This is a genomic window from Opitutales bacterium (assembly GCA_013215165.1).
GTDB lineage: Bacteria > Verrucomicrobiota > Verrucomicrobiia > Opitutales > JABSRG01 > JABSRG01.
The window spans coordinates 15,460-39,694 of sequence record JABSRG010000008.1 but is presented as its reverse complement, the minus strand read 5'-3'; the positions used below and the strand labels follow the sequence as shown (position 1 = coordinate 39,694).

23 protein-coding genes are annotated in these 24,235 nt (G+C 51.3%); 8 read left to right on the top strand and 15 right to left on the bottom strand.

Annotation, left to right across the window (positions count from 1 at the left end; translation table 11 throughout):
- Nucleotides 1-160: 160 nt before the first annotated feature.
- From sppA to HRU10_02370, 3 genes are all read right to left on the bottom strand, one after another.
- Nucleotides 161-1,963 carry a signal peptide peptidase SppA gene (gene sppA, locus HRU10_02380; protein ID NRA26076.1) on the bottom strand — a complete coding sequence of 601 codons (1,803 nt, stop codon included), beginning with the start codon at nucleotides 1,961-1,963 and terminating at the stop codon, nucleotides 161-163.
- 29 nt (nucleotides 1,964-1,992) lie between these two features.
- Nucleotides 1,993-3,300 (bottom strand): histidine--tRNA ligase, encoded by a 1,308-nt coding sequence (locus HRU10_02375; GenBank protein ID NRA26075.1) that lies wholly within the window; start codon nucleotides 3,298-3,300, stop codon nucleotides 1,993-1,995.
- A 66-nt stretch (nucleotides 3,301-3,366) separates the two neighbouring features.
- Complete coding sequence (locus tag HRU10_02370; GenBank protein NRA26074.1) at nucleotides 3,367-3,687, bottom strand: integration host factor subunit beta; 321 nt, start codon at nucleotides 3,685-3,687, stop codon at nucleotides 3,367-3,369.
- A 97-nt stretch (nucleotides 3,688-3,784) separates the two neighbouring features.
- Between HRU10_02370 and HRU10_02365 the strand changes: the two genes are divergently transcribed.
- On the top strand, nucleotides 3,785-5,422 hold the full coding sequence (locus tag HRU10_02365; GenBank protein ID NRA26073.1) for an AAA family ATPase: 1,638 nt from the start codon (nucleotides 3,785-3,787) through the stop codon (nucleotides 5,420-5,422).
- On the top strand, nucleotides 5,415-6,113 hold the full coding sequence (gene ubiE / locus HRU10_02360) for a bifunctional demethylmenaquinone methyltransferase/2-methoxy-6-polyprenyl-1,4-benzoquinol methylase UbiE (GenBank protein NRA26072.1): 699 nt from the start codon (nucleotides 5,415-5,417) through the stop codon (nucleotides 6,111-6,113). The genes HRU10_02365 and ubiE overlap by 8 nt, the downstream gene beginning before the upstream one ends.
- A gap of 21 nt (nucleotides 6,114-6,134) precedes the next feature.
- On the opposite strand, the gene HRU10_02355 is transcribed toward ubiE, so the two are convergent.
- The 3 genes from HRU10_02355 to HRU10_02345 form a co-directional block, all read right to left on the bottom strand.
- Complete coding sequence (locus tag HRU10_02355) at nucleotides 6,135-6,485, bottom strand: arsenate reductase family protein (GenBank protein ID NRA26071.1); 351 nt, start codon at nucleotides 6,483-6,485, stop codon at nucleotides 6,135-6,137.
- The gene (locus HRU10_02350) at nucleotides 6,485-6,775 is read right to left on the bottom strand and encodes a hypothetical protein (protein ID NRA26070.1); all 291 of its coding nucleotides are present in this window, start codon (nucleotides 6,773-6,775) and stop codon (nucleotides 6,485-6,487) included. The genes HRU10_02355 and HRU10_02350 overlap by 1 nt, the downstream gene beginning before the upstream one ends.
- Nucleotides 6,776-6,853: 78 nt before the next feature.
- Nucleotides 6,854-8,299: a hypothetical protein gene (locus HRU10_02345; protein ID NRA26069.1), complete on the bottom strand. Its 1,446-nt coding sequence runs from the start codon at nucleotides 8,297-8,299 to the stop codon at nucleotides 6,854-6,856.
- Nucleotides 8,300-8,395: 96 nt separating this feature from the next.
- On the opposite strand from HRU10_02345, the gene HRU10_02340 reads away from it, so the two are divergent.
- Nucleotides 8,396-9,337 carry an AEC family transporter gene (locus HRU10_02340; protein ID NRA26068.1) on the top strand — a complete coding sequence of 314 codons (942 nt, stop codon included), beginning with the start codon at nucleotides 8,396-8,398 and terminating at the stop codon, nucleotides 9,335-9,337.
- Nucleotides 9,338-9,761: 424 nt separating this feature from the next.
- Here the strand turns inward: HRU10_02340 and gatB are convergent, their stop codons facing one another.
- Genes gatB through pheS form a run of 5 tightly spaced genes read right to left on the bottom strand, consistent with a single transcriptional unit; the run spans nucleotide 9,762 to nucleotide 16,573 of the window.
- Entirely contained in the window at nucleotides 9,762-11,231 is a 1,470-nt protein-coding gene (gene gatB / locus HRU10_02335) for an Asp-tRNA(Asn)/Glu-tRNA(Gln) amidotransferase subunit GatB (GenBank protein NRA26067.1), read from the bottom strand.
- An 11-nt stretch (nucleotides 11,232-11,242) separates the two neighbouring features.
- Nucleotides 11,243-12,709 carry an Asp-tRNA(Asn)/Glu-tRNA(Gln) amidotransferase subunit GatA gene (gene gatA / locus HRU10_02330; protein NRA26066.1) on the bottom strand — a complete coding sequence of 489 codons (1,467 nt, stop codon included), beginning with the start codon at nucleotides 12,707-12,709 and terminating at the stop codon, nucleotides 11,243-11,245.
- Between the two features lie 19 nt (nucleotides 12,710-12,728).
- Nucleotides 12,729-13,028 (bottom strand): Asp-tRNA(Asn)/Glu-tRNA(Gln) amidotransferase subunit GatC, encoded by a 300-nt coding sequence (gene gatC, locus HRU10_02325; GenBank protein NRA26065.1) that lies wholly within the window; start codon nucleotides 13,026-13,028, stop codon nucleotides 12,729-12,731.
- Between the two features lie 20 nt (nucleotides 13,029-13,048).
- Nucleotides 13,049-15,508: a phenylalanine--tRNA ligase subunit beta gene (locus tag HRU10_02320; GenBank protein NRA26064.1), complete on the bottom strand. Its 2,460-nt coding sequence runs from the start codon at nucleotides 15,506-15,508 to the stop codon at nucleotides 13,049-13,051.
- Between the two features lie 24 nt (nucleotides 15,509-15,532).
- Nucleotides 15,533-16,573 carry a phenylalanine--tRNA ligase subunit alpha gene (gene pheS / locus HRU10_02315; protein ID NRA26063.1) on the bottom strand — a complete coding sequence of 347 codons (1,041 nt, stop codon included), beginning with the start codon at nucleotides 16,571-16,573 and terminating at the stop codon, nucleotides 15,533-15,535.
- 509 nt (nucleotides 16,574-17,082) lie between these two features.
- Between pheS and HRU10_02310 the strand changes: the two genes are divergently transcribed.
- A complete protein-coding gene (locus HRU10_02310; protein ID NRA26062.1) occupies nucleotides 17,083-17,775 on the top strand; it encodes a class I SAM-dependent methyltransferase in 693 nt (230 codons plus the stop codon).
- Nucleotides 17,776-18,049: 274 nt separating this feature from the next.
- Here the strand turns inward: HRU10_02310 and HRU10_02305 are convergent, their stop codons facing one another.
- The 3 genes from HRU10_02305 to HRU10_02295 form a co-directional block, all read right to left on the bottom strand.
- The gene (locus tag HRU10_02305; GenBank protein NRA26061.1) at nucleotides 18,050-18,784 is read right to left on the bottom strand and encodes an exopolysaccharide biosynthesis protein; all 735 of its coding nucleotides are present in this window, start codon (nucleotides 18,782-18,784) and stop codon (nucleotides 18,050-18,052) included.
- 87 nt (nucleotides 18,785-18,871) lie between these two features.
- A complete protein-coding gene (locus HRU10_02300) occupies nucleotides 18,872-19,516 on the bottom strand; it encodes a methyltransferase domain-containing protein (GenBank protein NRA26060.1) in 645 nt (214 codons plus the stop codon).
- Nucleotides 19,506-20,669 (bottom strand): homoserine O-acetyltransferase, encoded by a 1,164-nt coding sequence (locus tag HRU10_02295; protein ID NRA26059.1) that lies wholly within the window; start codon nucleotides 20,667-20,669, stop codon nucleotides 19,506-19,508. The genes HRU10_02300 and HRU10_02295 overlap by 11 nt, the downstream gene beginning before the upstream one ends.
- Before the next feature lie 325 nt (nucleotides 20,670-20,994).
- Between HRU10_02295 and HRU10_02290 the strand changes: the two genes are divergently transcribed.
- Genes HRU10_02290 through HRU10_02280 form a run of 3 tightly spaced genes read left to right on the top strand, consistent with a single transcriptional unit; the run spans nucleotide 20,995 to nucleotide 22,886 of the window.
- Nucleotides 20,995-22,014 carry an anion permease gene (locus HRU10_02290; GenBank protein NRA26058.1) on the top strand — a complete coding sequence of 340 codons (1,020 nt, stop codon included), beginning with the start codon at nucleotides 20,995-20,997 and terminating at the stop codon, nucleotides 22,012-22,014.
- The gene (locus HRU10_02285; GenBank protein NRA26057.1) at nucleotides 22,011-22,562 is read left to right on the top strand and encodes an anion permease; all 552 of its coding nucleotides are present in this window, start codon (nucleotides 22,011-22,013) and stop codon (nucleotides 22,560-22,562) included. The genes HRU10_02290 and HRU10_02285 overlap by 4 nt, the downstream gene beginning before the upstream one ends.
- Before the next feature lie 33 nt (nucleotides 22,563-22,595).
- Nucleotides 22,596-22,886 carry a hypothetical protein gene (locus HRU10_02280; GenBank protein ID NRA26056.1) on the top strand — a complete coding sequence of 97 codons (291 nt, stop codon included), beginning with the start codon at nucleotides 22,596-22,598 and terminating at the stop codon, nucleotides 22,884-22,886.
- A gap of 40 nt (nucleotides 22,887-22,926) precedes the next feature.
- Here HRU10_02280 and HRU10_02275 read toward each other — a convergent pair whose 3' ends face one another.
- Nucleotides 22,927-23,517 (bottom strand): SIS domain-containing protein, encoded by a 591-nt coding sequence (locus HRU10_02275; GenBank protein NRA26055.1) that lies wholly within the window; start codon nucleotides 23,515-23,517, stop codon nucleotides 22,927-22,929.
- 97 nt (nucleotides 23,518-23,614) lie between these two features.
- On the opposite strand from HRU10_02275, the gene HRU10_02270 reads away from it, so the two are divergent.
- Nucleotides 23,615-24,214, top strand: coding sequence for an HAD-IIIA family hydrolase (locus HRU10_02270; protein NRA26054.1), 600 nt, complete (start codon nucleotides 23,615-23,617; stop codon nucleotides 24,212-24,214).
- The last annotated feature ends 21 nt before the right edge of the window (nucleotides 24,215-24,235 follow it).

Sequence of the window (24,235 nt, the reverse complement as noted above, 5' to 3'; positions counted from 1 at the left end):
GAACTGAAGACATCATGCAGTATTTTGCATTTAAAAAACCAATGTCAACGTATTTAGTGCTTATTCATGCATTATTTTGCATCTTTAAGACTGTCCTGCGAAAGGTGATTTTAGACTCTGGGATGCAGCACTATTCGTCGCTGATGGCGACCTGTCTCAGCTATTCCAACCCAGTTATAGGAGACTTGGCGAGAATCTTCCCTTGTCGCTTGAGACTCTTTAACAGTGTTTCGATTTCTTGAAGTTCTTTGGGGATGGTCACTCCAGTATGAAAGTCCACATTTACACCTTCAGTGAACAGACCAGACAAGAAAGACTCGGGGGTTTGTTTCTTTGGATACTCTTCCACACGATATCCACTGAGCAGTCCGGATATGTCAGCGGCATGTTCGATCGCTGCCATAAGTCCCCCTGCTTGGTCAGCTAGTCCAAGTTCGATCGCTTGCGCACCGGACCATACACGCCCGCCCGCGATTTTTTCTAGGGACTCTCTGCTAAGATCGCGGCGGCTACCGATTACACGGTCAATAAACTCTCCATACAACTGATCAACAGATTCCTGGAAGACCGCCATTTCAGTTTCATTCTTTCGAGTCACACCGGAATAAAGATATCCGAGGTCATGTGTTTTTACACCGTCAAACGTCACACCGAGTTTACCCCCTGCTTCTTTGACATTTAGCAACAATCCAAAAACACCGATCGATCCGGTAATTGTAGCCTCGTCTACGAAAATGCCATCATTCGCCGTCGCTATCCAATAGCCGCCCGAAGCACCCAGGCCTCCCATCGAAACAATGACCGGAACTTCCGCATTGAGCAGTTCCATTTCGCGACGAATGACTTCAGACGCATAGGCGCTCCCTCCTGGGCTGTTTATGCGTAATACAACAGCGGCTGGCAGTTCGTCGGCATAGCGAATGTCTCGAATCTGTCTCGCCAACCAATCTCCAGCGATGTCGTTTGCGGGCTCAGTAGCGTCGACAATGTCTCCCTCTGCGTAAATAACCGCAACATACGGCTCGTCCGAGAAATTATCATACCGTTCTGATTGGGTCAGTATGTAATCGTCGATTTCTACCTGTTCGAAAGTGCGACCTTCCTGGATAGTTTCGCCGTATCCTCCCACATATTGGAGGGCTTCGTCGTAGTATAGCAGTTGGTCTACAAGACCATAATCAAGTGCTTTGCGAGCCTCGAATACGCCATGCTGGTTAGCCCATTTGTCGAGTAGCTCAACCGGCACCCCTCGAGAGTCTCCCATTTCGAGAGCAATTGTTTCCCAAATTGAGGCCAAGAGCTCTTGGGTCTGTGCACGGCTCTCTTCACTCATGTCGGCGCGTATATAGGGTTCGATTGCGGATTTATAATCACCGACGCGAACTACCTGCGCTTCGATTCCGAATTTATCCATCGCACCTGCAAAATATGGATTCAACGTAGCGAGTCCATTGAGCTGTATACTTCCAAAAGGATTCGCCAAAATCTCGGTGCAGACTGAATACAGATAATAGTCAATCTGGGAGGCATTTTCGATGTAGCCCAAGACAGATTTCCCTTCGTCCTGAAAATCAATCAAGGCCTCGCGAATTTCCCCTATTGCACTGTAGCTACTACCATAGTTTTCGCTTACCAAATTACCGACGAGAAAAATACCTGCAATCCGAGAGTCCTGTTTCGCCTCATCAATCGCAGTGATAATTTCATAGAGATGTAGGGGCTCAGGTGCTCCGCTCAAGAGCTGGCCGAGCGCATCGGAGGTTGTTAGCTGGCGCGGCTGGTCGGAGATATTTCGATCTAGTGAAAGGATCAAGAATGAGCGCTCATTCACCTGAACGGTTGGCCCCTGTGACACACCCCCGATTATTGCCGCGTATACGCCAATAATGATTAAAAAGGTGAGCACCGAAGCAATCAAGTAAGCGAATACTTTCTTTATGATGTCGAACAGGAAGGACTTCATAATGCCAACTTCAGTCAGATTTTTGCCAATTACAAATCTCTAACGCCTTGATCACTCAACCAACGAATCAATGTGTCACGCGGAACGGTGACTGAGTCACCACTAGCCAATACCTTTACGGTTAAAGCGCCCGACTTAATTTCATCCTCACCGTAGACTACCGCGTATTTAGCGCCGGACTTCTCAGCATTCTTGAATTGCTTCCCAAATCCCGCGGGTTTGAACGGATATTCGACTCGAAATCCCTGTTCCCTCAAGCGAGTAACGTCCTTCAAGCATGCAGCCATCTCTGCTTCGCCACCCACGACCATATAAACGGAGGGCTCTGGTGTGGACGGACCGATCAAACCTTTTTCCTCAAGGCAGTCGCGTAGTGTGACATCGCCCATGGCAAATCCCGCTGCCGGGAGATCTGGCCCCCCCATCTTTTTCACGAGCTCGTCATAGCGGCCGCCTCCAGCCAGTGCCCGACTTTCGCCGCTGCGTTCGAAGGCCTCATAAACAAAACCGGTGTAGTAAGCTAACCCCCGCACGATCCCGAAATCGAGTTGAACAAATCCATCCATCCCTGCTGCACTCAGCCGCTGAACCAAGATGCGCAGATCCTCCAGTCTTTCGGAAAATTTGTAATCCGTTGCAGCCAGAAACGATTCGAGAGCATCGATCGAGCGAACTTGGATCAGTTTTTCGATATCACTCAATAAGGCCTCAGGCTCACTCACGCACTTACCCAGTTTTTCAAGCGTAACCTGACGCTCGACACGTTGCATCTTGTCGACAATGCCCAAAACCTCCGCGACGGCCGTGTCACTGAGGTCCCAAGACTTGAGGAACGCCACCCACATTTGTCGGTCGCTCAGGCGGACAACAAAATCGGTTTCGTTCAGCCCAAACCGTTTTAGCGATGCGATGAGTAAAAGAATCAGTTCAGCATCAGCTCCAGGAGAAGCATCGCCCAAAATATCAGCGTTATATTGATAAAAGGAACGCGTCCGGCCTTTTTGTGGCTTTTCGTAGCGAAAATTTTCAACGATCGAAAACCATTTGATCGGTCGCTTCATGGAGTTTGCCCGCGCTCCGACAAGGCGGGCCAGTGTAGGAGTCATCTCTGGACGCAGCGCAACTGCCCTGCCCCCTTTGTCTTCGAAGTTGAACAATTGAGAGACGATCTCTGGACCCGATTTTTCGATATAGAGTTCGAGTGGCTCCAAAAGCGGCGCGTCATACTCTAGAAAATTATAGCGCTCCGCAGTGCTCCGCAGCACGTTGAAGATGGTATTACGCACGCCGCAAGAATCTGGCAAAAACTCGCGAAAACCAGGAAGAGAATCAAACATCCCGTGAGAGAATAGAAGAAGATTATGGACGATGGATGCGTGAGAGAGAATTCGGCGCTAAACTACCTACTTCTCTGACTCGACTCGGTCGACATCGAGATCGCCCAAATGTGCCTTCAATTCCTTGCCCGCCTTGAACTTTATTACAGCACGCTTAGGGATCATGACATCTGTCTCAGGCTGGTTGGGATTTCGCCCGACACGTTGTTTTCGAATCTGAAGCTCAAAAACGCCGAAGTTGCGCAGCTCGACGTTGCGCCCTTGACTGAGAGCATCGGCGATGGCATCGAGCGTAAGTTGGACTGTTTCGCGCACTTCCTTTTGCGGAAACCCAGTCTTTTCGTAAATTTGTAATACAATGTCGCGTTTTGTGAGGTTGTCAGCCATCGGAATTTGAATGTCGGTCTAGTTTTTAGGCAGATCTGAAAGTCTCGGTCGATGAATAACCTCTGAAATCAAAATAGCGTGTCAATCCCCGAACTCCATGAGTGACAAAGACCCACCCAATCCTCTCGAAGAACTCCAAAAACAACTCCAAAAAGCAATGGGCTCATCCAACATACGATTGGGGTTTGGACCGATGCAGCCTGGAACGCCTACGGCGCAACCCGATGAGCCTGGCGAGGGCGAGTCTCCCGAAGCTTCTGACTCACGCAGTGAAGCGTTAGAGCGCATTGAGAATTTCTCGCTCAAGCCGCGGGAGATCCATGCATACCTGAACCGTTATGTCATTCGGCAAACGGATGCAAAGAAGGTCCTGTCTGTCGCGGTGTGCGACCACTACAATCACGTAAAACGTTGCCTCGCAGATAAAAATTACGCGGCACAGGACTACAACAAGCCCAACATACTACTCTTGGGTCCCACAGGTGTGGGCAAGACCTACCTGATCCGAAACATCGCCAAACTAATCGGTGTGCCTTTCGTTAAAGCCGACGCGACGAAATTTTCGGAGACCGGCTATGTGGGAAGTGATGTCGAAGATATGATCCGCGACCTCAATAAGGTAGCGGACGGCGATACGGAACTCGCCCAATACGGCATCGTCTACATCGACGAAATCGACAAGATTGCCGGTGCAGGACGTGAGAATGGCGGTAAAGATGTCTCCGGCCGCGGTGTTCAAATCAACCTCCTCAAGATGATGGAAGAGACTGAAGTCAGCCTCTTTTCTCCTACAGATATGATGGCGCAGATGCAGGCGATGATGTCGATGGGCTCAAACAAGAAAAATGCACGTTCCATCAGCACAAAGCACATCTTATTCATCGTCTCTGGAGCTTTTGATGGCTTGGCGCCAATGATCAAAAAACGCGTCGACACAGGCTCTCTGGGCTTTGGAGCGATTGCCTTGGAATCGAATAGTACCGACGCAGAGGCCGACACATACTTACCCTTGGCCGAAACCAGGGACTTTATTGATTATGGCTTCGAGCCTGAGTTTATCGGCCGTGTCCCCGTGCGTGTCGCTTGTGAGTCTTTGAAAGCGGGCGACTTGGCGAAAATTTTGACGACCTCAGAGGGATCTATTTTGGATCAATATCGGCGGGATTTTGCAGGCTATGCGATCGATTTCGCCATAACAGATGAGGCGATTGAAAAGGTGGCCCACCTCGCCTCTGAGCAAAATACCGGGGCGCGCGGACTGCTGACGGTGCTCGAGCGCGTATTCCGTGACTTCAAGTATGCCCTACCCTCAACGGCGATTCGCAACTTTGAGGTCAGCGACCAGACAGTCTCAAATCCAGTAGAGACTCTGGAAGCTTTGAAAGCAGCCAACCGCCACCTTCAACGCGACGTATACAAGCAGGACATCCAGCGTTTTGCTGATGACTTCTCGAAAAAACACGGCCATCGGATTTCATTCACAGAGGAGGCAGAGAATATCCTTATCGATGGTCTTCCCGACGAGGACACGACTCTCTACACTTACCTTGAGGAACAGCTCAAAGATTTTCCGCACGGCTTAGCAATCATACGGCGCAATACCGGACTGGAGAATTTTGTCCTAGACGAAGCCATCATTCGCGATCCCGACGGAGCCTTGAGTAAATGGATTGTAGCGAGCTTCAAAGAGGCTGAAGAGCGCAACGCAGAATTGGACGCTAAAGACGATGCCTGAGGCAGAAGGCGTAAGAGCGATGTTTGCCAACATCGCAGGGCGTTATGATTTGGCGAACCGCGTCTTGTCAGGTGGCATGGACATCGGCTGGCGCAAGGCATTAGTGCGAGAAGTGGCGAAGACACAGCCCCAGGTTGTAGTCGACCTGGCTACGGGCAGTGGCGATGTCGCCTTCGCGCTTCAAGATGGCCTGGGAGAAGGTGTCGAAGTGCGCGGCCTCGACTTTTGCGAGCCTATGCTCGAAGAGGCCCGCCGCAAACAGATCAAGCGTGTAGACGGCAAGTCGATCCCCTTCGAATTCGGCGACTGCCTTAATTTGCCCCTCGAGGACAATTCTGTCGATGTGATCACCATCAGCTTTGGCTATCGAAACTTAGAAAAACGCGCTACCGGCCTCGCTGAGTTTCATCGCGTGCTCCGTCCCGGCGGCCACCTGTTCATCCTCGAGTTTTCACAACCCTACAAAATCCTACGCCCCTTTTATTACTTCTATCTAAAATATATTTTGCCGCACTTGGCTTCGAGCCTCACCCAAGACAAAAGCGCCTACGACTACCTTGCAGGATCTATCGAGCAATTCCCCACGGTCGAAGGGATACAGAAAGAGTTGGAATCAGCCCGCTTTCAAAACGTAAGAGCGCGGCGTCTTACAGGCTGCGTGGTAGCACTCCACCACGGCACCACGTATTAGAGCTGAGGCCGAGCCCTCAGCCTATTTGAAGAGTTGAGCCCAATCTGTTTCTTTGAAACCGATTGTGCCCACGCCGTCGCCAATAACGAATGGTCGTTTGATGAGGTTCCCCCGGCTGGCCAGGAGCCGGAGCGTCTCCTCTTCTGATAGGGTCGGGAGCTTTTCCTTCATATTCAGCTCTCGATAATCGCCGCCTGCGGTGTTGAAGAGGCGCTTCAACTCCCCGACATGCTCGAGCATTTTTTTGAGCTCCGCGACGCTCGGTGGTGTGTCGCGGATCGGTTTTTCTGTAAACTCAACTCCATTGTCTTTGAGCCAGCGTGTAGCTTTCTTGCAGGTAGAGCAGCCGGAGTAGGTATAGATCGTAATCATCAGTTTCCAAAGAGTCCTTTTAGGGCGTTGCCGATCTTCTCGTCTTTCAAGAGGTCGCCGGCGCGTTTTTCTACTTCGTCCATCAGACGGCCCTCGATTGCGTCTTGAGCGGCGTCCTTGATTGCATTCTCAGCCATTTGGGCGAGTGCGCGTTGATCTAAGGAGAACGCGGGTTGCGTTGGACTGCCTGAAATGTTTCCGGGAATGGTTAGCTCGTTGAGCGTCCAGGGGCCGACTTTGGGGATTTCGAAAGTGAGCTCTTCGAAAGTCAGGCTTAGGGGGATCTCCATTGAGTCCTGGGTTAGAGCGCCCTTCCCGCTCAGGCTGAACACACCGTTTTTTACATAAGGGCGGACGTTTTCCGGGAGTCAGCGTTGTACCAGGGCCACAGGAATCTCAGAAGCTTGAAAACTGATAACGTTTGCTTCCGTTTCATTGCGCAGTTGGTGGCCTTCAAAACCGATTTTTATCTGACCGGATCTGCTTGCTATCGCACCGGTGGGTGACGACTCCTGCAAAGTCACGTCGGAGGACACATGAGCCAATTCAATATCGAATACGGTGAGAGGATCATCTCCCGCCCGGATGCCATCAACGACGATTTTCTCGATTTCGAATGACGGACGCTCAGGCAACAGATGTTTTGCAACAACGGCACGATATCCGAGGCGCTCAATATCGCGCTCGAGCACATCCTGCCAGGTCTCAACTTCTTCAACAGTGGGTGCTGGCTCGTCACTTTTAGGAAAGTGTTCTTGGACTTGCTCCCATGCTTTTTGCGCCCCCTCTAAGCGAAGTTTCCACAATTCTATGAGCGCGAGCACCTGCTCCTGATTAATGTCGGTGGGGATCAGCGGTCGGGCTTCTTCTTCGCTTGGAGGTTCCGGGGTTTCTATCCAACCTGTCGTGGAGCGCTCGCCATCGGCGATCACATCGACGATGGCTAACTCGTTCAGCACGATTCGCTTGCTCAGGAGCCCCATGGTGTCGACATCGGCTGTGATACGGAGCGCAGACAAACGGTTGCGGCTGAGATCGTCGGGATTAGCCGCAGCGACTTTGTTTACCTCCACTGATCCGGAAAACGCGTTCACTGAGATTCGTTCTATATCAACCGACGCGCCATTAAGATCCGTCAAAACCTCTCGCGCTCGTGTCGTAAAGAAGGCCGTATCGAACATATTCGCCGAAAGAAATGCGGTGAGAATGCCGAGGACTACAGCCACGACGCCGATAAGGCGGATCGGCGAGCTTTTGTGATCAGAATCACGGAGTTCGTTGAACGTCTGCTTACCTGAGAGCCCTCCGAGAAATACAAAGGCAAAGAGTTTGAAAAAGGGATTGTTTACGACCTTTCCAAATTTCTCCGACCCTGCCTCCAGATTAGCCATGGTGTTGATGTAACCTTTGAGCATTCGTGTGATGCCGACGCCTACGATCAGTCCGAAGATCCCACCCAGCACCCAGGCGCCCGGCATTAGATAGTACTCAAAGCCCATCCATGCCGTCACCGGTGCGCTAATCAAAAAGCCGAGTAGCTCGCCCAAGGGGCTGTTCAGCAATATCACCCCGAGCTTAAACGTGAGGGGCGTTAGGATCAGTGATAGCGTGTGTCCCATGATCAGGCTGAGACCAAAAAGGATTAGGTTGCAGTTCAATATGAGCACCAGGAAAAACATCAGAAGGTAGAATCCTGGAGCCTTTTCGGGTGACACGGCAAAAGCCATAATGAACCCGAGCATACAAGCCGAGATGATCTGGAAAGCAGTCGCGTTACCGCGGAGGAGTTTGCCAAGTTTGCGAAGAAGGAACATAGGAAATTTCGTATCCTGCCCATGCAATTTGGCTAATCAAGCATTGGCCTATAAAATGTTGTTCAAGTGTCTGAAGATCTCTCACGTTGACGGAGCATGCATTTTCTTTCGCTCTACCTTCAGCTCTTCGCACTCCTTATCTTTCCAACTGCTCTGGGTGTTTTCTTGGCGCACAAAGGTGCTGGGCCGCGACTGTCTGGACTGCTTTTCAACGTAGCCTATTTCTTTTTCAACACGGGCATTACAGTTCTTGCCGTATGGAAAGCAGACTTGGCAAACGACTCATGGACCCTTCCCTTTCTGGTGCTCAGTGGATGGATTTTGTCAGTCTTTGTGGCGCGCAGTGCGGGCCGATTTTTTAACCATAGCCGTAAGCAACAGGGTTCATTCCTATTTACGGTATGCTTGTCGAATCATGGATTCACCCTACTCGGGATTGTTGCATTGGTTTTATTCGGGGAGCAAGGGCTGGCCCAAGCGACGTATGCCCAGTTTTTTATCATCCCGTTTCTCGTCTTCTTCTGCTTTCCGGCAGCTCGCCGCTTCGGGCGCAATGAAGCGCCGGTATCATTCTGGGTAACAGCGCGTGCAAGCTTGTTCGATTCGCGAAATCTCGTCCTGGTCGCGATGCTTGTTGGACTTGCGCTGAATCTCGCCGAAATTCCACAGCCTGATTGGGCTAAGCTCACGCTACGCCCTCTAGTCTACGGAGGCTGTCTGTCGAGCTGCGTCGCGATAGGAATCGGGATGAAAGCATCGGAGATCGGCAGGTTTTTTAAAGAGAACCTATTTTCCTTCGCTTATCGCTCTACCCTCTATCCCCTGTGGTTTGTTCTCATGGCCACATTGGCAGGCTTAAGCGAGCTCGACCGTAATGTACTCATCCTCTTCGGCGTCGTCCCTTCAGCCGTCTTCGCCAATATGATAGCCGAATTCTATGACTTGGATAAAGATATGACCAACAGTGTCTTTTTGGTGAGCACGGTTTTGTTTTTGGTTATCACGCTGCCGGTATTTATCTATTTCATAGGGGTTTAATCAATCGTCTCACATGTGAAGTCCTGATCTCCGGTTGTCAGTTTTGATTCGTTTTCGCTATCGTGATCGTTGTCGATCTGTGGTTCCGACCAATTCGAGGGGTTCGTTTTGATCCGCCAATAAACGCGAATGGACGCTAATTTCTGGAACCGGGAAGCTGGGGGTGGTCTACCCTATTGGGAAGGCTGTTCTGTTCCTCATAATGATATTTGAGGGTGACTCAGGAATATCCAGAATCAAGTTGTATGGGGCGATCGATGCCGAGCTGGAGCTGGTTTTTGTCAGTAAAGTCTGTAAAATCCTGATCGTGGTCGTGATCGAGGTCCGGCGGACAACGAGACAAGATACACCTACCGCTGGAGGGCGGTGCTTTGTCAGCGCCGCTGGCCTATTGCCTGGGCGGTCGTTTCAATAATATAACTGCTTACCCTGCGTCGATGAGCTTGCGTAAAAGCTCGCTGACGGCTTTGGGATTAGCCTTGCCTTGAGTCGCCTTCATGACCTGGCCCATGAGTGGGTTGATCGCTTGCTGCTTGCCTTCTTTGTATTGAGCGACGGGCTTCGGGTTTTTCGCGATGATTTCGATGCAAATCCCCTCGATGGCACCCATGTCGTTGTCTTGCTTCAGGCCCTTCTCTTCCACGATCGCTGTGGGCGCTTTTCCGGTAGTAAACATCTCGGGAAAGATCTCTTTAGCAACCTGACTAGAGATGGTGCCGTCGTCCACGAGCTTAGCTAACTCGCCGATATGTTTGGGCTTTATCGGGCTTTCGCTGATCGGTAGAGACCCCTCTCCCTCTCCCTCGGCGGCAGAGAGCTCACGTAACAAATCGTTGGCGATGTAATTGGCGACCTGTTTAGGCTTATTGCAGATTTTGAGTGCAGCTTCGAAGTAATCGCTCAGAGGCTTGTCCAGGCAAATCACGGAGGTGATCGTATAAGGAAGGCCCATATCATCGATGTAACGACGCTGCATGTCGAAGGGCATTTCGGGCAGTTCACTGGTGATCCGCTCAATCACCTCTGCAGGCACTTTCACGGGCATCAAATCGGGATCTGGGAAGTAGCGATAATCATGAGCTTCTTCTTTGCCGCGTAAAGGTGTGGAAAAACCGCCTTCAACGTTCCAGCGACGGGTTTCCTGGGTGACACTACCTCCGCTATCGAGCACTTCAGTCTGGCGTTTGATTTCGTATTCGATGGCGTTTTTGACGTTGCTGACTGAATTGAGGTTTTTCATTTCAGTGCGGGTGCCGAGTTTGTCGGAACCTTTTAGCTTCAGACTGACATTCGCATCGCAGCGGAGCTGGCCCTTTTCCATATCACAGTCGGAAACGCCTGCATTGCTCAATGCGACACGCAGGGCGTTAAGAAAGGCAACTACTTCGTCTGTGTTAAAGAGATCTGGTTCTGAAACGATCTCGAGCAACGGGACTCCGGCGCGGTTGTAATCGACCAGACTGTCATTTTCGAAGTGTGTCAGCTTGCCCACATCTTCTTCCAAATGGGCTCGGGTAAGCTTTACCGTACGGTGTTCGCCCATGATGTTACGGGCCGAACCGGGTAGTTCGATCTCCACCTCACCTCCCTCGCAGAGCGGCTGGTCGTATTGGGAGATTTGGTAGTTCTTAGGGTTGTCTGGATAAAAATAGTTCTTTCGGTCCCATTTGCAGATGTCGGCGATCTTGCTTCCAAACATGAGGCCAACACGCACGGTTTGCTCAATGGCCTCTTTGTTCAGCACAGGCAACGCGCCGGGCAATCCCATAACGACCGGATTTGTGAACACATTGGGCGCTTCACCATACTGGTAGGCTGCCCGCGTAAACATTTTTGACTTTGTCTTGAGTTGGACATGCACCTCAAGACCGATGACAGGTTCGTATTCAGCCATTTTCTTTGAAATTAGAGCTTAGGTGTCGCTCGGTTATAGTCGTGAGCGGAATCGAAGGCGTGAGCGATGGACATAAGCTGCGCTTCGCCGAAGGGCTTCCCGATTAATTGTAGCCCGATGGGCAAATCGGTTGAGCTAAATCCACAAGGAACAGAAATTCCGGGCAGTCCCGCTAAATTGGTAGATATAGTGTAGATGTCGCTCAGATACATGGCGAGCGGATCGTCGCTGCGTTCTCCGCGTTTGAACGCCACAGTCGGGCTCGTCGGTGTTATGACGGCATCGACATCTTCAAAGGCCGACATAAAGTCGTTGCGGATCAAAGTTCTGACCTTCTGGGCACGGGAGTAATAGGCATCGTAGTATCCCGAGCTGAGGACGAATGTTCCGAGAATCACGCGACGTTTCACTTCTTCGCCAAAACCATAGCCACGGCTCTGTGCATAGAGATCAATGCCGTCCTTGGGATTCGGGGCTCGATGGGTGTAGCGAATACCATCGTAACGGGCTAGATTGGATGAACACTCAGCAGTCGCGATAATATAGTAGACAGGCACGGCTAGCTCCGTATGCGGCAAGCTGATTTCTCGGATGCTGCACCCCTGCCCTTCGTAAAATTTCACGGCCTTTTCGACTGCCTCGCGGACTTCTGGATCGAGGCCTTCAGAAAAGTATTCTTTGGGGATGCCCAATTTCCACGGACCTGAATCAGTCTTTAACGCTTTACGGTAATCTGGGACGTCGGTTTTGAAAGAAGTCGAGTCGCGCTCATCGTGGCCGGCTATCGCTTGGAGCACGAGTGCCACATCTTCGACGGTTCGGCCGAAGGGGCCGATCTGATCGAGCGAAGAAGCAAACGCTGCCAACCCATAGCGTGATACCAGCCCATAAGTAGGCTTCATCCCCACGACCCCACACAATGCGGCCGGCTGCCGAATGGAGCCTCCGGTATCGGACCCCAAGGTCAGCGGCGTTTCCCCAGCTGCCACACTAGCCGCACTTCCCCCAGAGCTTCCACCAGGAATACAGTCCAAATTCCACGGATTATTGGTAGGTTTAAAAGCTGAATTCTCCGTGGAAGAACCCATGGCAAACTCATCCATATTGAGCCGGCCCCAAAAGACGACACCCGCTTGTCCCAGGGACTCAGTCACATGTGCGTCGTAAGGGCTGACGTAGTTCTCAAGTATCTTCGAAGCCGCAGTCAGAGGATCACCCTTACGGCTGATAACGTCTTTGAGCGATAGCGGTATACCATCGAGCGGCCCACGTACATCACCTGCAGATCTGCGCTTGTCAGAGGCATCGGCCTGGGCGAGCGCATCCTCAGTATTGAGATGTAGAAAAGAGCCGACTTGGTCCTCGACAGTCGCAGTGCGGTCGATGAACGCTTGAGTGAGCTCGCGAGAGGAAATTTCGCCTTGAGCGAGCTTGTCGGAAAGCTCGGCAGCCGTGGCATAATAAATCGGTGCAGACATACGGTAGTGCAATATGGGTTTATGCGTCTTCGATCACCTTGGGCACGATCAACTGGTTGGCACGCTTGGCTGGGGCATTCTTGAGAGCCTCATCCGGAGTGAAACCAGTTTGGGGCACGTCCTCCTGCCATACGTTGTATAAGGGGAAGGCGTGAGCGGTGGGTTCGATGCCCTCGACATTCACCGCGTTCAGCTGCTTAAAGTGCTCCAGCACGTCATGCAGCTGGGTGGAGAATTTAGATTTTTCGTCGTCGCTCAATTCGATGCGTGCAAGCTTGGCAACGTATTCAATATCGATGGAAGTAGGATCGTCAGACATGATAAAATTGCGGGCTAAACTTAAGAGCGCACCGCGTAAGGTGTTTCCTCATTGATTTGTTTTTGTATCGCGTCGAAAGCGCGTGAGATCTCTTTATCTCCCAGTGTGCGATCGGGGGCACGAAATGAAATCGAAAACGCCAGGCTCTTTTTCCCAGCTTCTACCCCCTCGCCCGTGTAAACATCGAATACGTCGACAGATTCGGCGACGAAGCTGTTATCGATGGATGCTTTGGCGATCTTGTGAAGGTCGAGACGGACAGCCTCTGCGAGTGTTGTCTCGTCGACAATCAGCGCTAAATCCTTCGTGGCCGCTGGGAACTGACTCATTTGTTTAAAACGCACCGTGGCCGTTTCATTATCTAGGAACTCGGGTCTGACAACTAAAGAGCCGGCATAGACTAAGCCTTCGATCCCCAGGTCTTTTGTGAGACGCGGATCGATCAGACCCACTTTACCTTGCCACATTCTTTTGGACAAATCACCCACTTCGGCAGCATGTCCGTGTTTCCAGGTCTTGCTAGGAGCAGTCGGACGATAGAGGTGATTTCCTGTTGGGATATCAGCCAGGTTGAGTATCTGTTGAAATTGTCCTTTAACCGTGAAGAAATCAACGGGACTGAGCTCCTTCCACTGATTATTCCTCGGGTCTTGGTAAATCACAAAAGCCACAGAAAGCGCTTCCCAAATGCGTCCGGCATCTTCGCGGAATACGCGCCCTATCTCGAAGAAACGTCCCGCTCCCGTGCCGCGACTCGCATTGAATTTGAGCGTTTCCAGCAAGCCAGGGATCAGTGTAGGACGCAAGTGACTTTGGTCCGAGGTGAGTGGGTTGGCCAATTCAAGATCATCTGCCGTGGCATGGCCTAGCCAGCGTGTCACCTCTTCCTGACTACGTAGCGAGAAAGACATTGTCTCGGAAAACTGCTGACCAATGAGTAATTGAGTAGCCCGCTCGACGAAGGCTGCCATCGGATGCAAGGGCTGGAAGGGGCGGCTCGCTTGAACGTCCTGCTGAGGAATCTTATCTGTCCCGTAAATCCTCAAAAACTCTTCGACCAGATCTACGGGACGTTCGAGGTCACTGCGGAATGAAGGCGGGCGCACTGTCCACGTAGGATCACCATCGCTTGTAGGTGCTTCTTCTACATCCAGCTCGAGGCGTTCGAGAATTGTTTGAATGCTTTTGTCGTCTGGGCCAAAGCCAAGGCGTTCACGTATAAATTGAGGTTTTAGCTCAATCTCAGTGATCGTTTCTAAAGCCGACCCCTCTATAATGGGCAGTCCAACGAGTCTCCCCCCCGCGGTCTCGAGAATTAAATCAATTGCTCGTAGCGCCGCGAATTCGACTCCTAACGAATCTACGCCACGTTCATATCGATAGCTACTGTCAGTTGAGAGAATGAGCTGACGGCCAGTGCGGCGGATCCCCGAGGGCTCAAAGTATGCAGCTTCCAGCACCACATCGACTGTGCTGTCGTCGACCTCGGCATCTTGGCTACCCATAACTCCCGCAATGACCAATGGCTGAGTCGCATCGGCGATGACTAGAGTGCGCTCAGAGAGGGTGCGTTCTTTTTCATCAAGCGTGGTGATTTTTTCGCCCGACTTCGCTAGCCGGACGATGAGCTTGTCCCCGGAAATCTTTTTGCGGTCGAAGGCGTGGAGCGGCTGGCCGAGCTCGTGGAGCACGTAATTGGTAACATCGACCACATTGTTTATGGGGCGCAAACCAATCGCCTCAAGACGCTGCTGCAACCATTCTGGACTCGGCCCGATATTCACGCCTTGAATACTGAACGCATGATACAACTGACAGCGTTCTTCCGCCTCGATATTGACTCCTTCGATAAGCGGCTGACTCTCGGACAGCTCGGGATCGTGGGCTCCCGCCTTTACTTCAGGGTAGCTCAGTTCTAAATCAAAATAGGCGGCAAGCTCACGAGCCATCCCAACGTGACTCAAGCAATCGGGTCGGTTCGGCGTTACCTCTACATCAAAGACGACGTCGTTGTCAGTCAGTAGGTCATTGATGGGCATACCAATCTTGGCCTCAGGATGTTCAGTAAGAATCATGAGCCCCTCATGATCCTCCCCTTGCCCGAGCTCCTTCGCCGAACACATCATACCCTCCGACACGACGCCACGTAACTTGGACTTTTTTATCTTGAAATTACCCGGCAAGACGCACCCAGGTAAAGCGACGGGAACGAGATCGTTGACGACGTAGTTGGTCGCCCCACAAACGATCTGTCGCTTTACGCCATCGCCCACATCGACGGCACATACCCCTAAACGATCTGCATCTGGGTGTCGGTCACGGGCTAGAATTTTGCCGATGACACACTTTTCCAGGGGCTGAAGACCCGTCTGTTCGACGCCCTCTACTTCAAAGCCAATTAAAGTGAGTGCTTCTTCGATACGATCGATGGGCTCCTGCAAATCAATGTAATCGCGAATCCAATTCAGAGAAATTTTCATTGTCTATAATCAGTAGATTTCCCGTCAGGCGAATTGGCACAGGAAGCGGATGTCGTTTTGATAGAAATGTCGAATGTCATCGATTCCATAAAGGATCATGGCAAGACGCTCGAGGCCGAATCCGAAAGCATACCCAGAGTAGACTTCAGGATCGTAACCTACGGCTTCAAAGACGGATGGGTCTACCATGCCGCAGCCCCCCATCTCAGTCCAACGCTTGCCCACTTTCTTTAGATGAGCAGAACTGCAATCGAGTTCAAAGCTGGGCTCGGTGTAAGGAAAAAAGTGGGGGCGAAAACGCGTTTCAGCATCAGAGCCGAGCAGCTCCCGCATCATATAATCCAAAAGTGCTTTTAGGTCTGCTACGGTGACGTTTTTGTCTACATACAGAGCTTCGATCTGGTGAAAACAGGAGCTATGCGTCGCATCGACAGTATCACGTCGAAACACCCGCCCTGGCGAAATCACGCGAATGGGCGGATCGTATTTTAACATGGTGCGAATTTGCACGGTCGACGTATGTGTGCGCAGGAGGTAGCGCTCATCGCTGTGCCGCGAGACATTAGACAGGTTGGCATCTTTCTTCAGATAGAGGGTATCCTGAAGGTCGCGGGCCGGATGATCTGGTGCCGTGTTGAGGGCATCGAAACAAAACCACTCCGTTTCCACTTCCGGGCCTTCGGCAACTGAAAATCCAACATTTTGAAGAATCTTTACCAAGCGGGCACGGATTTGGTTTATCGGATGTCGGCTTCCGAGCTCAAAATCCGGGCTGGGTAAGGTCGGATCGATAGCCGGCCCAATCGCCTTTTCCATTTCTAAAGCGTCGATCTTTTCCAGAGCGGATGTAAAAAGTGCTTCGAGTTCCTGCTTGGCCGCATTGATCGCTCTACCGACTTTCGGTTTGTCTTCCTTGGGCACCTTTCCCATGCCTTTCATCACTTGGGTCATCGCGCCTTTGGGCCCAGATATCGATGCCTTAAATTGCTCAAATTCCGGCCGTGTCTGCACATCAGCGATTTCGCCACGTGCACGCTCCAAGATTGCATTCAGTTCAGCCTCCATAAAACGAACTATCCGACAAGGAAATGGTCCGGCGAGGCAAGCAGATTTACAGGGGATGGATGACTCAAGGCCTAATTGAAACAGCGGGGACATGTCCCCAACTGCCTCTTTTGTTGTTGAGCCGCTCTGTCGGCTCGCGGGTTGCGTATCGATTGGCACGACCGCCCAAGCAACAGGCCACCGGCGGCGACAAAGCACCGCCCTCCAGCGGTTTTCGTATCTCGTCTCGTGGTCGTTGGCGTAGTCGACGGGATCTCGACAACGATCACGATTGTGCGTGACCCTCCCTACCTCGATCCAAATCGAAGACGCGAGCCGACAGAGCGCCCCAACCACAACAAGGGCACCGACGGGTAACAGGGATAGCAAGTAATAGCTCCTCTCTTTTACGGTGATCGTTGTATATCCAGTGCAAAGAACTCCCCGTCCCCTCAATTAGGCCCGTTCATATGCACAACGTCTCAAATTGCTTTTCAGCTCCCAGGGTCATGCCGAGTAATCGAAGGCTTATGCGGTTGCTTAAGCTGTTTTTCCCTATCTTCTTCCCTCCTGATGGCATGATCAACCCGGCTCAGAGTCCGAGGCTATTCCTACTCGGCCTCATGAATACTGGCCCAATCTTGGAATTAGGACCTTGGATCGGACGCTCGACCATCTATCTGGCCTCTGCGCTCAAACTAAAACGCAGTAAGGTGAGGCTACAGTCTCTCGATATTCATTTCTCATCTAGACAGGCATTCGAGGAGTATTTTAATGAAAATTTGGACAACACACCGGCGTGGCGGCGTGAGCGCTACATGCGCCACTTAGTAAAAGAGGAAGGCACCCTTACCTCACTGAAAGAGAATTTGGCAGAGAGAGGTCTCAGCAACTACGTCGATTGCCTCAAGGGCTATTTCGAACACTACGATTTTGGCTCTACCCAGTTCTCGATGGTTTTCTGCGACATCACCCATGATCTTGCTGAAGTAGAGAAGAACATCCCCAAGATAAAGACCTTGTTATTATCAGACTACATTCTTGTCTGTGACGACATTCGATACGAGGACATGTATCATCGTCTAATCGAGATTATCAGCCCCGAACTAGCTCTCTACGAAGGCCATATGCTCTTCTGTGCGCACGGGAAGAAATCTGTCTCTGCCCTCAAACGTATATCGTGGAAAATGATGAGTCCGAATGTGAAGTTTTCCGGTGATTAAGGCGTTGTTTGGGAACTATGCAGGCATGAAAGGAACAATATATTTTGCTCAAAGAACCTTTTGGGGAACTAACAACAGTAAATAAGGACTTCACAGCGCCATTTCCGCGCATTCCGTAGCAAAAAACTGCTCCTTTTATCCGGGAACGCCGAGCCCCAGCTAGGCTATATTCGCATTTTTTCAAAGACGCATAAAGCTAGCTAGCAGCGTCTGAATTCCACCCTTCGCATAACCCTATTGCGAAAGCTAGCGTCCATTCCTGTGCCGTAAACGCCTACGCCCACAGTCCCTTCACCCAATCCTTCAAAGCGCCGATCAAATCAAACCCTGTTGTCAGCAAAAGATAGATTGCTACACCATAAAGCAATACGGCCCCCACGCCCGCTGCCGCAGCTAAAAAACCGGCGAAACCATCCTCTTCTGTGACAGCCAAACCCAGAACAAAAATAACCATAGCCGGAAACGTATTTGTCCCTGGCAGCGGAAAAATCATGAGCCCCCCCATGGTCATCACTACCACACCCAAAAACCGCCGCCCCTGCTGATTCGCTACCCAGGACAGACGAGGCCGTACCAAAACCTCCACCCTCTCAATAAAAGCGCGCCCAGCACCAATCAGTTTCTGTCCAAACCCCGCGCTCAGCTTGAGATCTTGAACCCACTGCGGCACCCACGGGACATGACGTCCCGCCACCATCTGCAACCCCAACAGCGCGATCGCGATACCAAACGGCGTGGAATACCCCGGAGCCGGAACTGGCAAAGCACTGGGCAACGCAAGCAGCATCAACACCAGACCAAACCCACGGTCCGTCACCGCTTTCAGGAGTGCCCCAAAAGTCACCCCGTCCTCAGCCACATGATCGCGCAGCAAACGATCCAAAGTCACCGACAAGCTCTCATGATCCCCAGACGCCTCCATACAATTAACAAACAACTGTCCCCGCCCCAAAAGCAATCCCGAAGCAATGACACCCCCACCCGGAAGAGCCAAGCCCCAGATCGACACCTTAGAATTTTTCTAATAATGAACGGAGCCAGCTGACAGTTTGTAAAATTCGGCATTCGTATAACCTACCAAGAAAATTCGGGCTTTTCAGCTGTTTCTCGACACGTCGAAAATCACGTAGCCTGCGCGCACATTGGGGAGGACTTGCACAGTGTTTTGCCAATCAGACCCGAGGCAGATACGGCGCTCGATTTTTACCGATTCACTGGAGCAAAAGCTTTCGAACTCGCTCATCGAGAAGGGATTACTCGGTCGGCTCTCATACCAGGGGCGCGGAAAGACGTCATTGATAGTACGCTTGCCATGAAGGAACATATTCATGCGGTTGATCCAGAATCCGTTATTAATAAATCCTACTGTCACTGAGCGTCCCACTTTGAGTGCGCGCAGCAGCGTTTCCTTAGGACGCTCCAATTCTTCAACGGTCCGGGAAAAAATAACGCGATCAAATGACTTCGGTCGAAAACGACTCAGTACGGTATCGATATCACCTTGAAAAACCGGGATGCCGCGCTTTACACAAGAACTCGCTTTGTCTAACGACAGGTCTACACCCACTCCGTAGACATCTTTGCTGACCTTGAGGTATTCCAAAAGGACACCGCGCCCACACCCCAAATCAAGCACACTCGACTGTGGCTGCACCCACTCGGCAATCACCTGAAAATCCACCTGTCGCTTTGATGTGACGGAGCGATCTACCTTGGGATGCGGATAGTTATCAGCGGTCATTGAGAAAGCCCTCCACGATGCGATATAAGTCCGGTGATTTTAAAAGGAATGAGTCGTGCCCCAAATCCATGGCGCACTCCAGGTAGCTAGCGTCCTTCTTTGCTTCGAGAAGGCCGTAGACAATGTCTTGGTTCTGCTCCGGCGGAAAAAGCCAGTCTGAGGTGAATCCAATAATCAAGGATCGCGCCTGCACATCTTTAAAAGCCGGTGCCAGACTATCATGCCCTTTATACAAATCGAAACGGTCTAAGGCCTTAGTGAAGTACAGATAAGTATTCGCATCGAAACGATTTACGAAAGAACGCCCCTGATACCGGAGATAAGACTCCACCTCAAACTCGACCTCAAACATCTCACGCGCACCAGGTTCTTCGACAGCATCGGTAGTATTGCGACGATTGCGTCCAAATTTACTCTCCAAGCCACGATCCGATAGATAAGTGATGTGTGCCATCATGCGCGCGATCGCCAAGCCCATCTTCGGTCCTTCGCCGATGGTATAATTTCCATTGCGCCAATCGGGGTCCTGCATGATCGCGCTGCGCCCCACTTCGTTGAAGGCAATCGCTTGGGAATTTTGGCGCGCTGTAGTCGCCATGCCGAGAATACGTTGAGGGATGGATGGATACAGCGTAGCCCAAGCCAGGGCCTGCATCCCACCCATACTACCGCCGACTACTGCATGTAGGGTTTCGATTTCCAAGTGATCGAGTAGCCGTTTCTGAGCATGCACCATGTCACCGATCGAAACCACAGGAAAATCCAATCCGTAGGCTACACCCGTCTCTGGATTGATACTCGACGGTCCGGTCGTCCCCTGACACCCACCGATACAATTTGAGCAGATGACAAAGAACTTGTTCGTATCGATCGGTTTTCCCGGGCCCACTATATGATTCCACCAGCCAGTTTTTCGGTCAGTAATGCTGTGGACACCAGCAACGTGATGATCCCCACTCACAGCATGGCCGATGATAATCGCATTGTCGCGCGCCTCATTAAGGCGTCCATAGGTTTCGTAGCGTATCGTAAACTGAAGAAGCACCCCACCGGCTTCAAAATAGAACGGTTCCGTGCACAAAAAATCCCTGGGCTCAACGAGGCCTACCTCGCCCTCGTTGTCACGTGTCCAGTTGTCCTGTGCGTCGTTCATTGAACCTTTCTAGACGCGCGTTCCGACGGATCAAGACATGTTCTTGTCTGAGATATAACTTACCTGCATCTGCGTCGATTTTATCAACTTCGCCTACTGTCCCTGTGCTTAGGACATGCGCGCATGAAGGCGTTTTGTAGGGCGATTGCGAGAACGATTGCCGTGGAACCAGATGAAGTGCATGTCAAGCAATGGCTGTTAGCCATTGCTATACCCATAGAATCTGGGCCTATCTCAGTTCCACATAATCTTAATCACACCATGATCGTATCGGTAGAATAAAGCTTTGATCGTTGGAACACACTAAGCTACGCCATTCATCAACATGTCGAAAGCCAAGATAACAGGCCTGATCCTTGGCCTGATCGCCCTCATCGCACCGTTTTTGTTTCCAATGGAGAGCTTGTGGTTTCCTGGAGCAGTGGGTTTGGGCATTTTCGGTATTGCTGCCATATTTTGGATCTTCGAGTGCGTCCCAATCTGGGCGACGTCGCTTCTAGTCATCTTCCTGCAGATCGTATTACTTTCCGACGAGAGCCCGATTATTTCGAATACACGGGTAGAACAGCTACGGCTGGATCAAGCTTACACCGATGGCGTTTGGTTGGGCCCGGATACCGCATTGGAGGATTCACAGGCCTGGGTGTGGAACAACAATGAATGGATACAAGTGCCGCTCGAAGATTTGCAGTCTTACAGTGGTGAGACGGGCATAGCGGTGGATGCAGATGATTGGAAACTCACTTACGACGGCATCCCCTATTCCACTTTCTTCAACTCGCTGGCTAGCCCAATTTTGATGTTATTTCTTGGCGGTTTTTTCTTGGCCGCCGCCGCAGTTAAATACCGACTCGATCAAAACATCACTCGCATGATTCTGAGTGTCGTTGGCAACAAACCAGCACATATTATTCTAGGTTTAATGAGCATTACAGCTCTCCTCAGTTCATTCATGAGCAACACGGCGACAGCGGCGATGATGATCACCGTAGTTATCCCGCTCACGGCATTGCTGAAAAAAGATGATCCACTGCGTCATTCACTGATCCTAGCCATCCCTTGCGGGGCTAATATTGGCGGCATTGCTACGCCTATCGGATCGCCCCCCAATGCAGTGGCACTAAGCGCTCTTAACAGTGCAGGGATAAGCATATCATTCTCTCAATGGATGCTCTTTATGACCCCGCTGGCCGTCGTTATGATTGTCATCGCATGGCGCGGACTGCTCTGGATGTTCCGCACGCAGACGGAGCAGTTGCGTATCGACATGAGTGGTGGCTGGGACCGCTCCCCAAAAGCGCTTGCGACTTATGTAATATTTTGCCTCACTATTTTTTTTGGATGAGTGATTCTTGGCATGGAATCCATTCATCCATCGTTGCCTTTATCCCGGTCACCTTTATGTCCATATTCGGCACCATAGACCGCAACGATATCAAGAAATTCTCCTGGGAGGTCTTATGGCTCGTGGCCGGAGGCATATCGCTCGGACTCACTATGGATTTGGGCGGTGCATCTTGGCTCATCGCTTTAGTTAATTGGTCATCGATGGGTCCCATCCTTGTTATCGCCTCCCTCATTCTCGTTGCCTACGTCATGTCTAACCTTATCTCCAATACAGTTGCTGCGACAATGCTAGTCCCTATGGCACTGACGATGGGTGTGACCGGGGCGGCAGGCGAAGGATTTGACTCCGTGCTGGCTGCAATATCCATCAGCATTGCCGTCAGTTTCTCAATGCTCCTGCCGATTTCCACACCCCCCAACGCCATCGCGATGAGCAGTGGCTTGGTCGAGGGCCGTACCCTGATGAAAATCGGTTTACTGGTAGGAATAACCGGGTGCGCTTTGACACTGTTGATCGGATTGGTTTTCTGGTCCCATTTCCTCTAAGGCCCAGATAAGACTCTTTAAACCAGTACAGACTTGGATCTCTTCGAACAACCCAAACGGAAGGTCGACCGCGAAGCGCTCAACTCCCCGTTCATGCGTATACCACGGATGAAAGTTCAGGTGGCTCGGGACCTCATTGACCTGGGCCTTAACGATATTTTCGACCTCGAGGGACGCTCGCCGGAGATTCTATTTGAAGACCTGCGCAAGCTTCGACCCGAAGTGCCAAAAGATCGCATCGGTTTTTTACGTATGGCAGTTTATTTTGCCGAAGCGTGTGATCCAGACCCCAAGAAATGCCATCCTCTGGAATGGATGGATTAAAAAGAAGGCTCTTTTCAAGGTGAATGCCTATTCAACAAATTCACCCAAAAAAGTGCTCTTCTAAGCACAGACAAATGGTGTGATAGACCGGCAGATGAAACTCCTGCACACGATGAGTCCCTGTTGAAGGAACAGAAATACATACATCGGCGATTTCAGCCAATGCCCCGCCGCCTTCGCCGGTGAGTGCGATGGTCTTCATCTCCTTGGCCCGAGCTACCTCAAACGCCCGGATAACGTTAACGGATGCCCCCGAAGTACTCAATCCTACGAGTGCGTCTCCGGGACTGCCCAGTCCCCACACCAATTGGCCGAAGGCAAAGCGAGCGTCGCAGTCGTTCAAAAACGCTGAATTGAAGGCAGAAAAGCCAGAAAGCGGGATCGCAGGCAGGGCGTTTTGTAGATTTTCAGCAACTTCAGCGGTGAGACGGTCGCGCTCAGAGCTGCGCAGTCTCCGCGGCATCGCAAACCCTTTCAGCAACTCAGCGGCGAAATGATCTGCGTCAGCAGCACTTCCCCCATTACCACAAAGCAAGAGTTTCTTCCCAGCCTCATAAGTATCGATCAATGCCTGGATGGCCTCCATTAAGCTATCGCGTACAACGCGAAGTTGCGGATGAGCCGATTCCATTTCCTGGACATGTTTTTCTGAGGTCATATGAGGCGTGGTGTGATATCGAGGTTGAACCCTGCGTTCTCTTTCGAGCATGATTCAAGGCCTGGACTAGATGGATCAACTGTATAAGCAACACCTTGAGGGAGAAAGCGACTCCTTTGATCAGCCAGCGGCTTTGTTTCTTGACCGCGATGGTACGCTCATCGAGCACATTCGCTATCTACATGACCCTAAAAAAGTCCGCCTTTTTTCTGGTGTAAGAAGCGCTCTGCAATCAGCACAATATGCAGGCGTAAGACTGTTTTTGCACACTAATCAGTCGGGCGTATCACGAGGCTATTTCACACTTGAAGACGCTATCGCGTGCAACGACAGAATGTTCAGCTTACTAAATTTAGAAAAACCATTCGACGGCACAAAGATTTGCACCGAATCTTCCGCTGAGCAGCCAGTCTACAGAAAACCGTCGCCACGCTATATCTTGGAGATGATCCAGCTCCATCGTCTCGATGTAGAACGCTGTGTCATGATCGGTGATAGCCGGAGCGATATGGAGGCCGGCATGCATGCGAAGATCAATGTCATCGCCGTGCGTGGTGGAGCTGGAGACTCGGAAGATCCCGATTGGCCAGCATTTCTGGAGGCACATGGGATTCCTCAATTTCAATCTGCTGATACTGCTATCCGGGCCGCCCTAGAGCGCATCCAGTGAACCATTTCGAGAATATTTGCA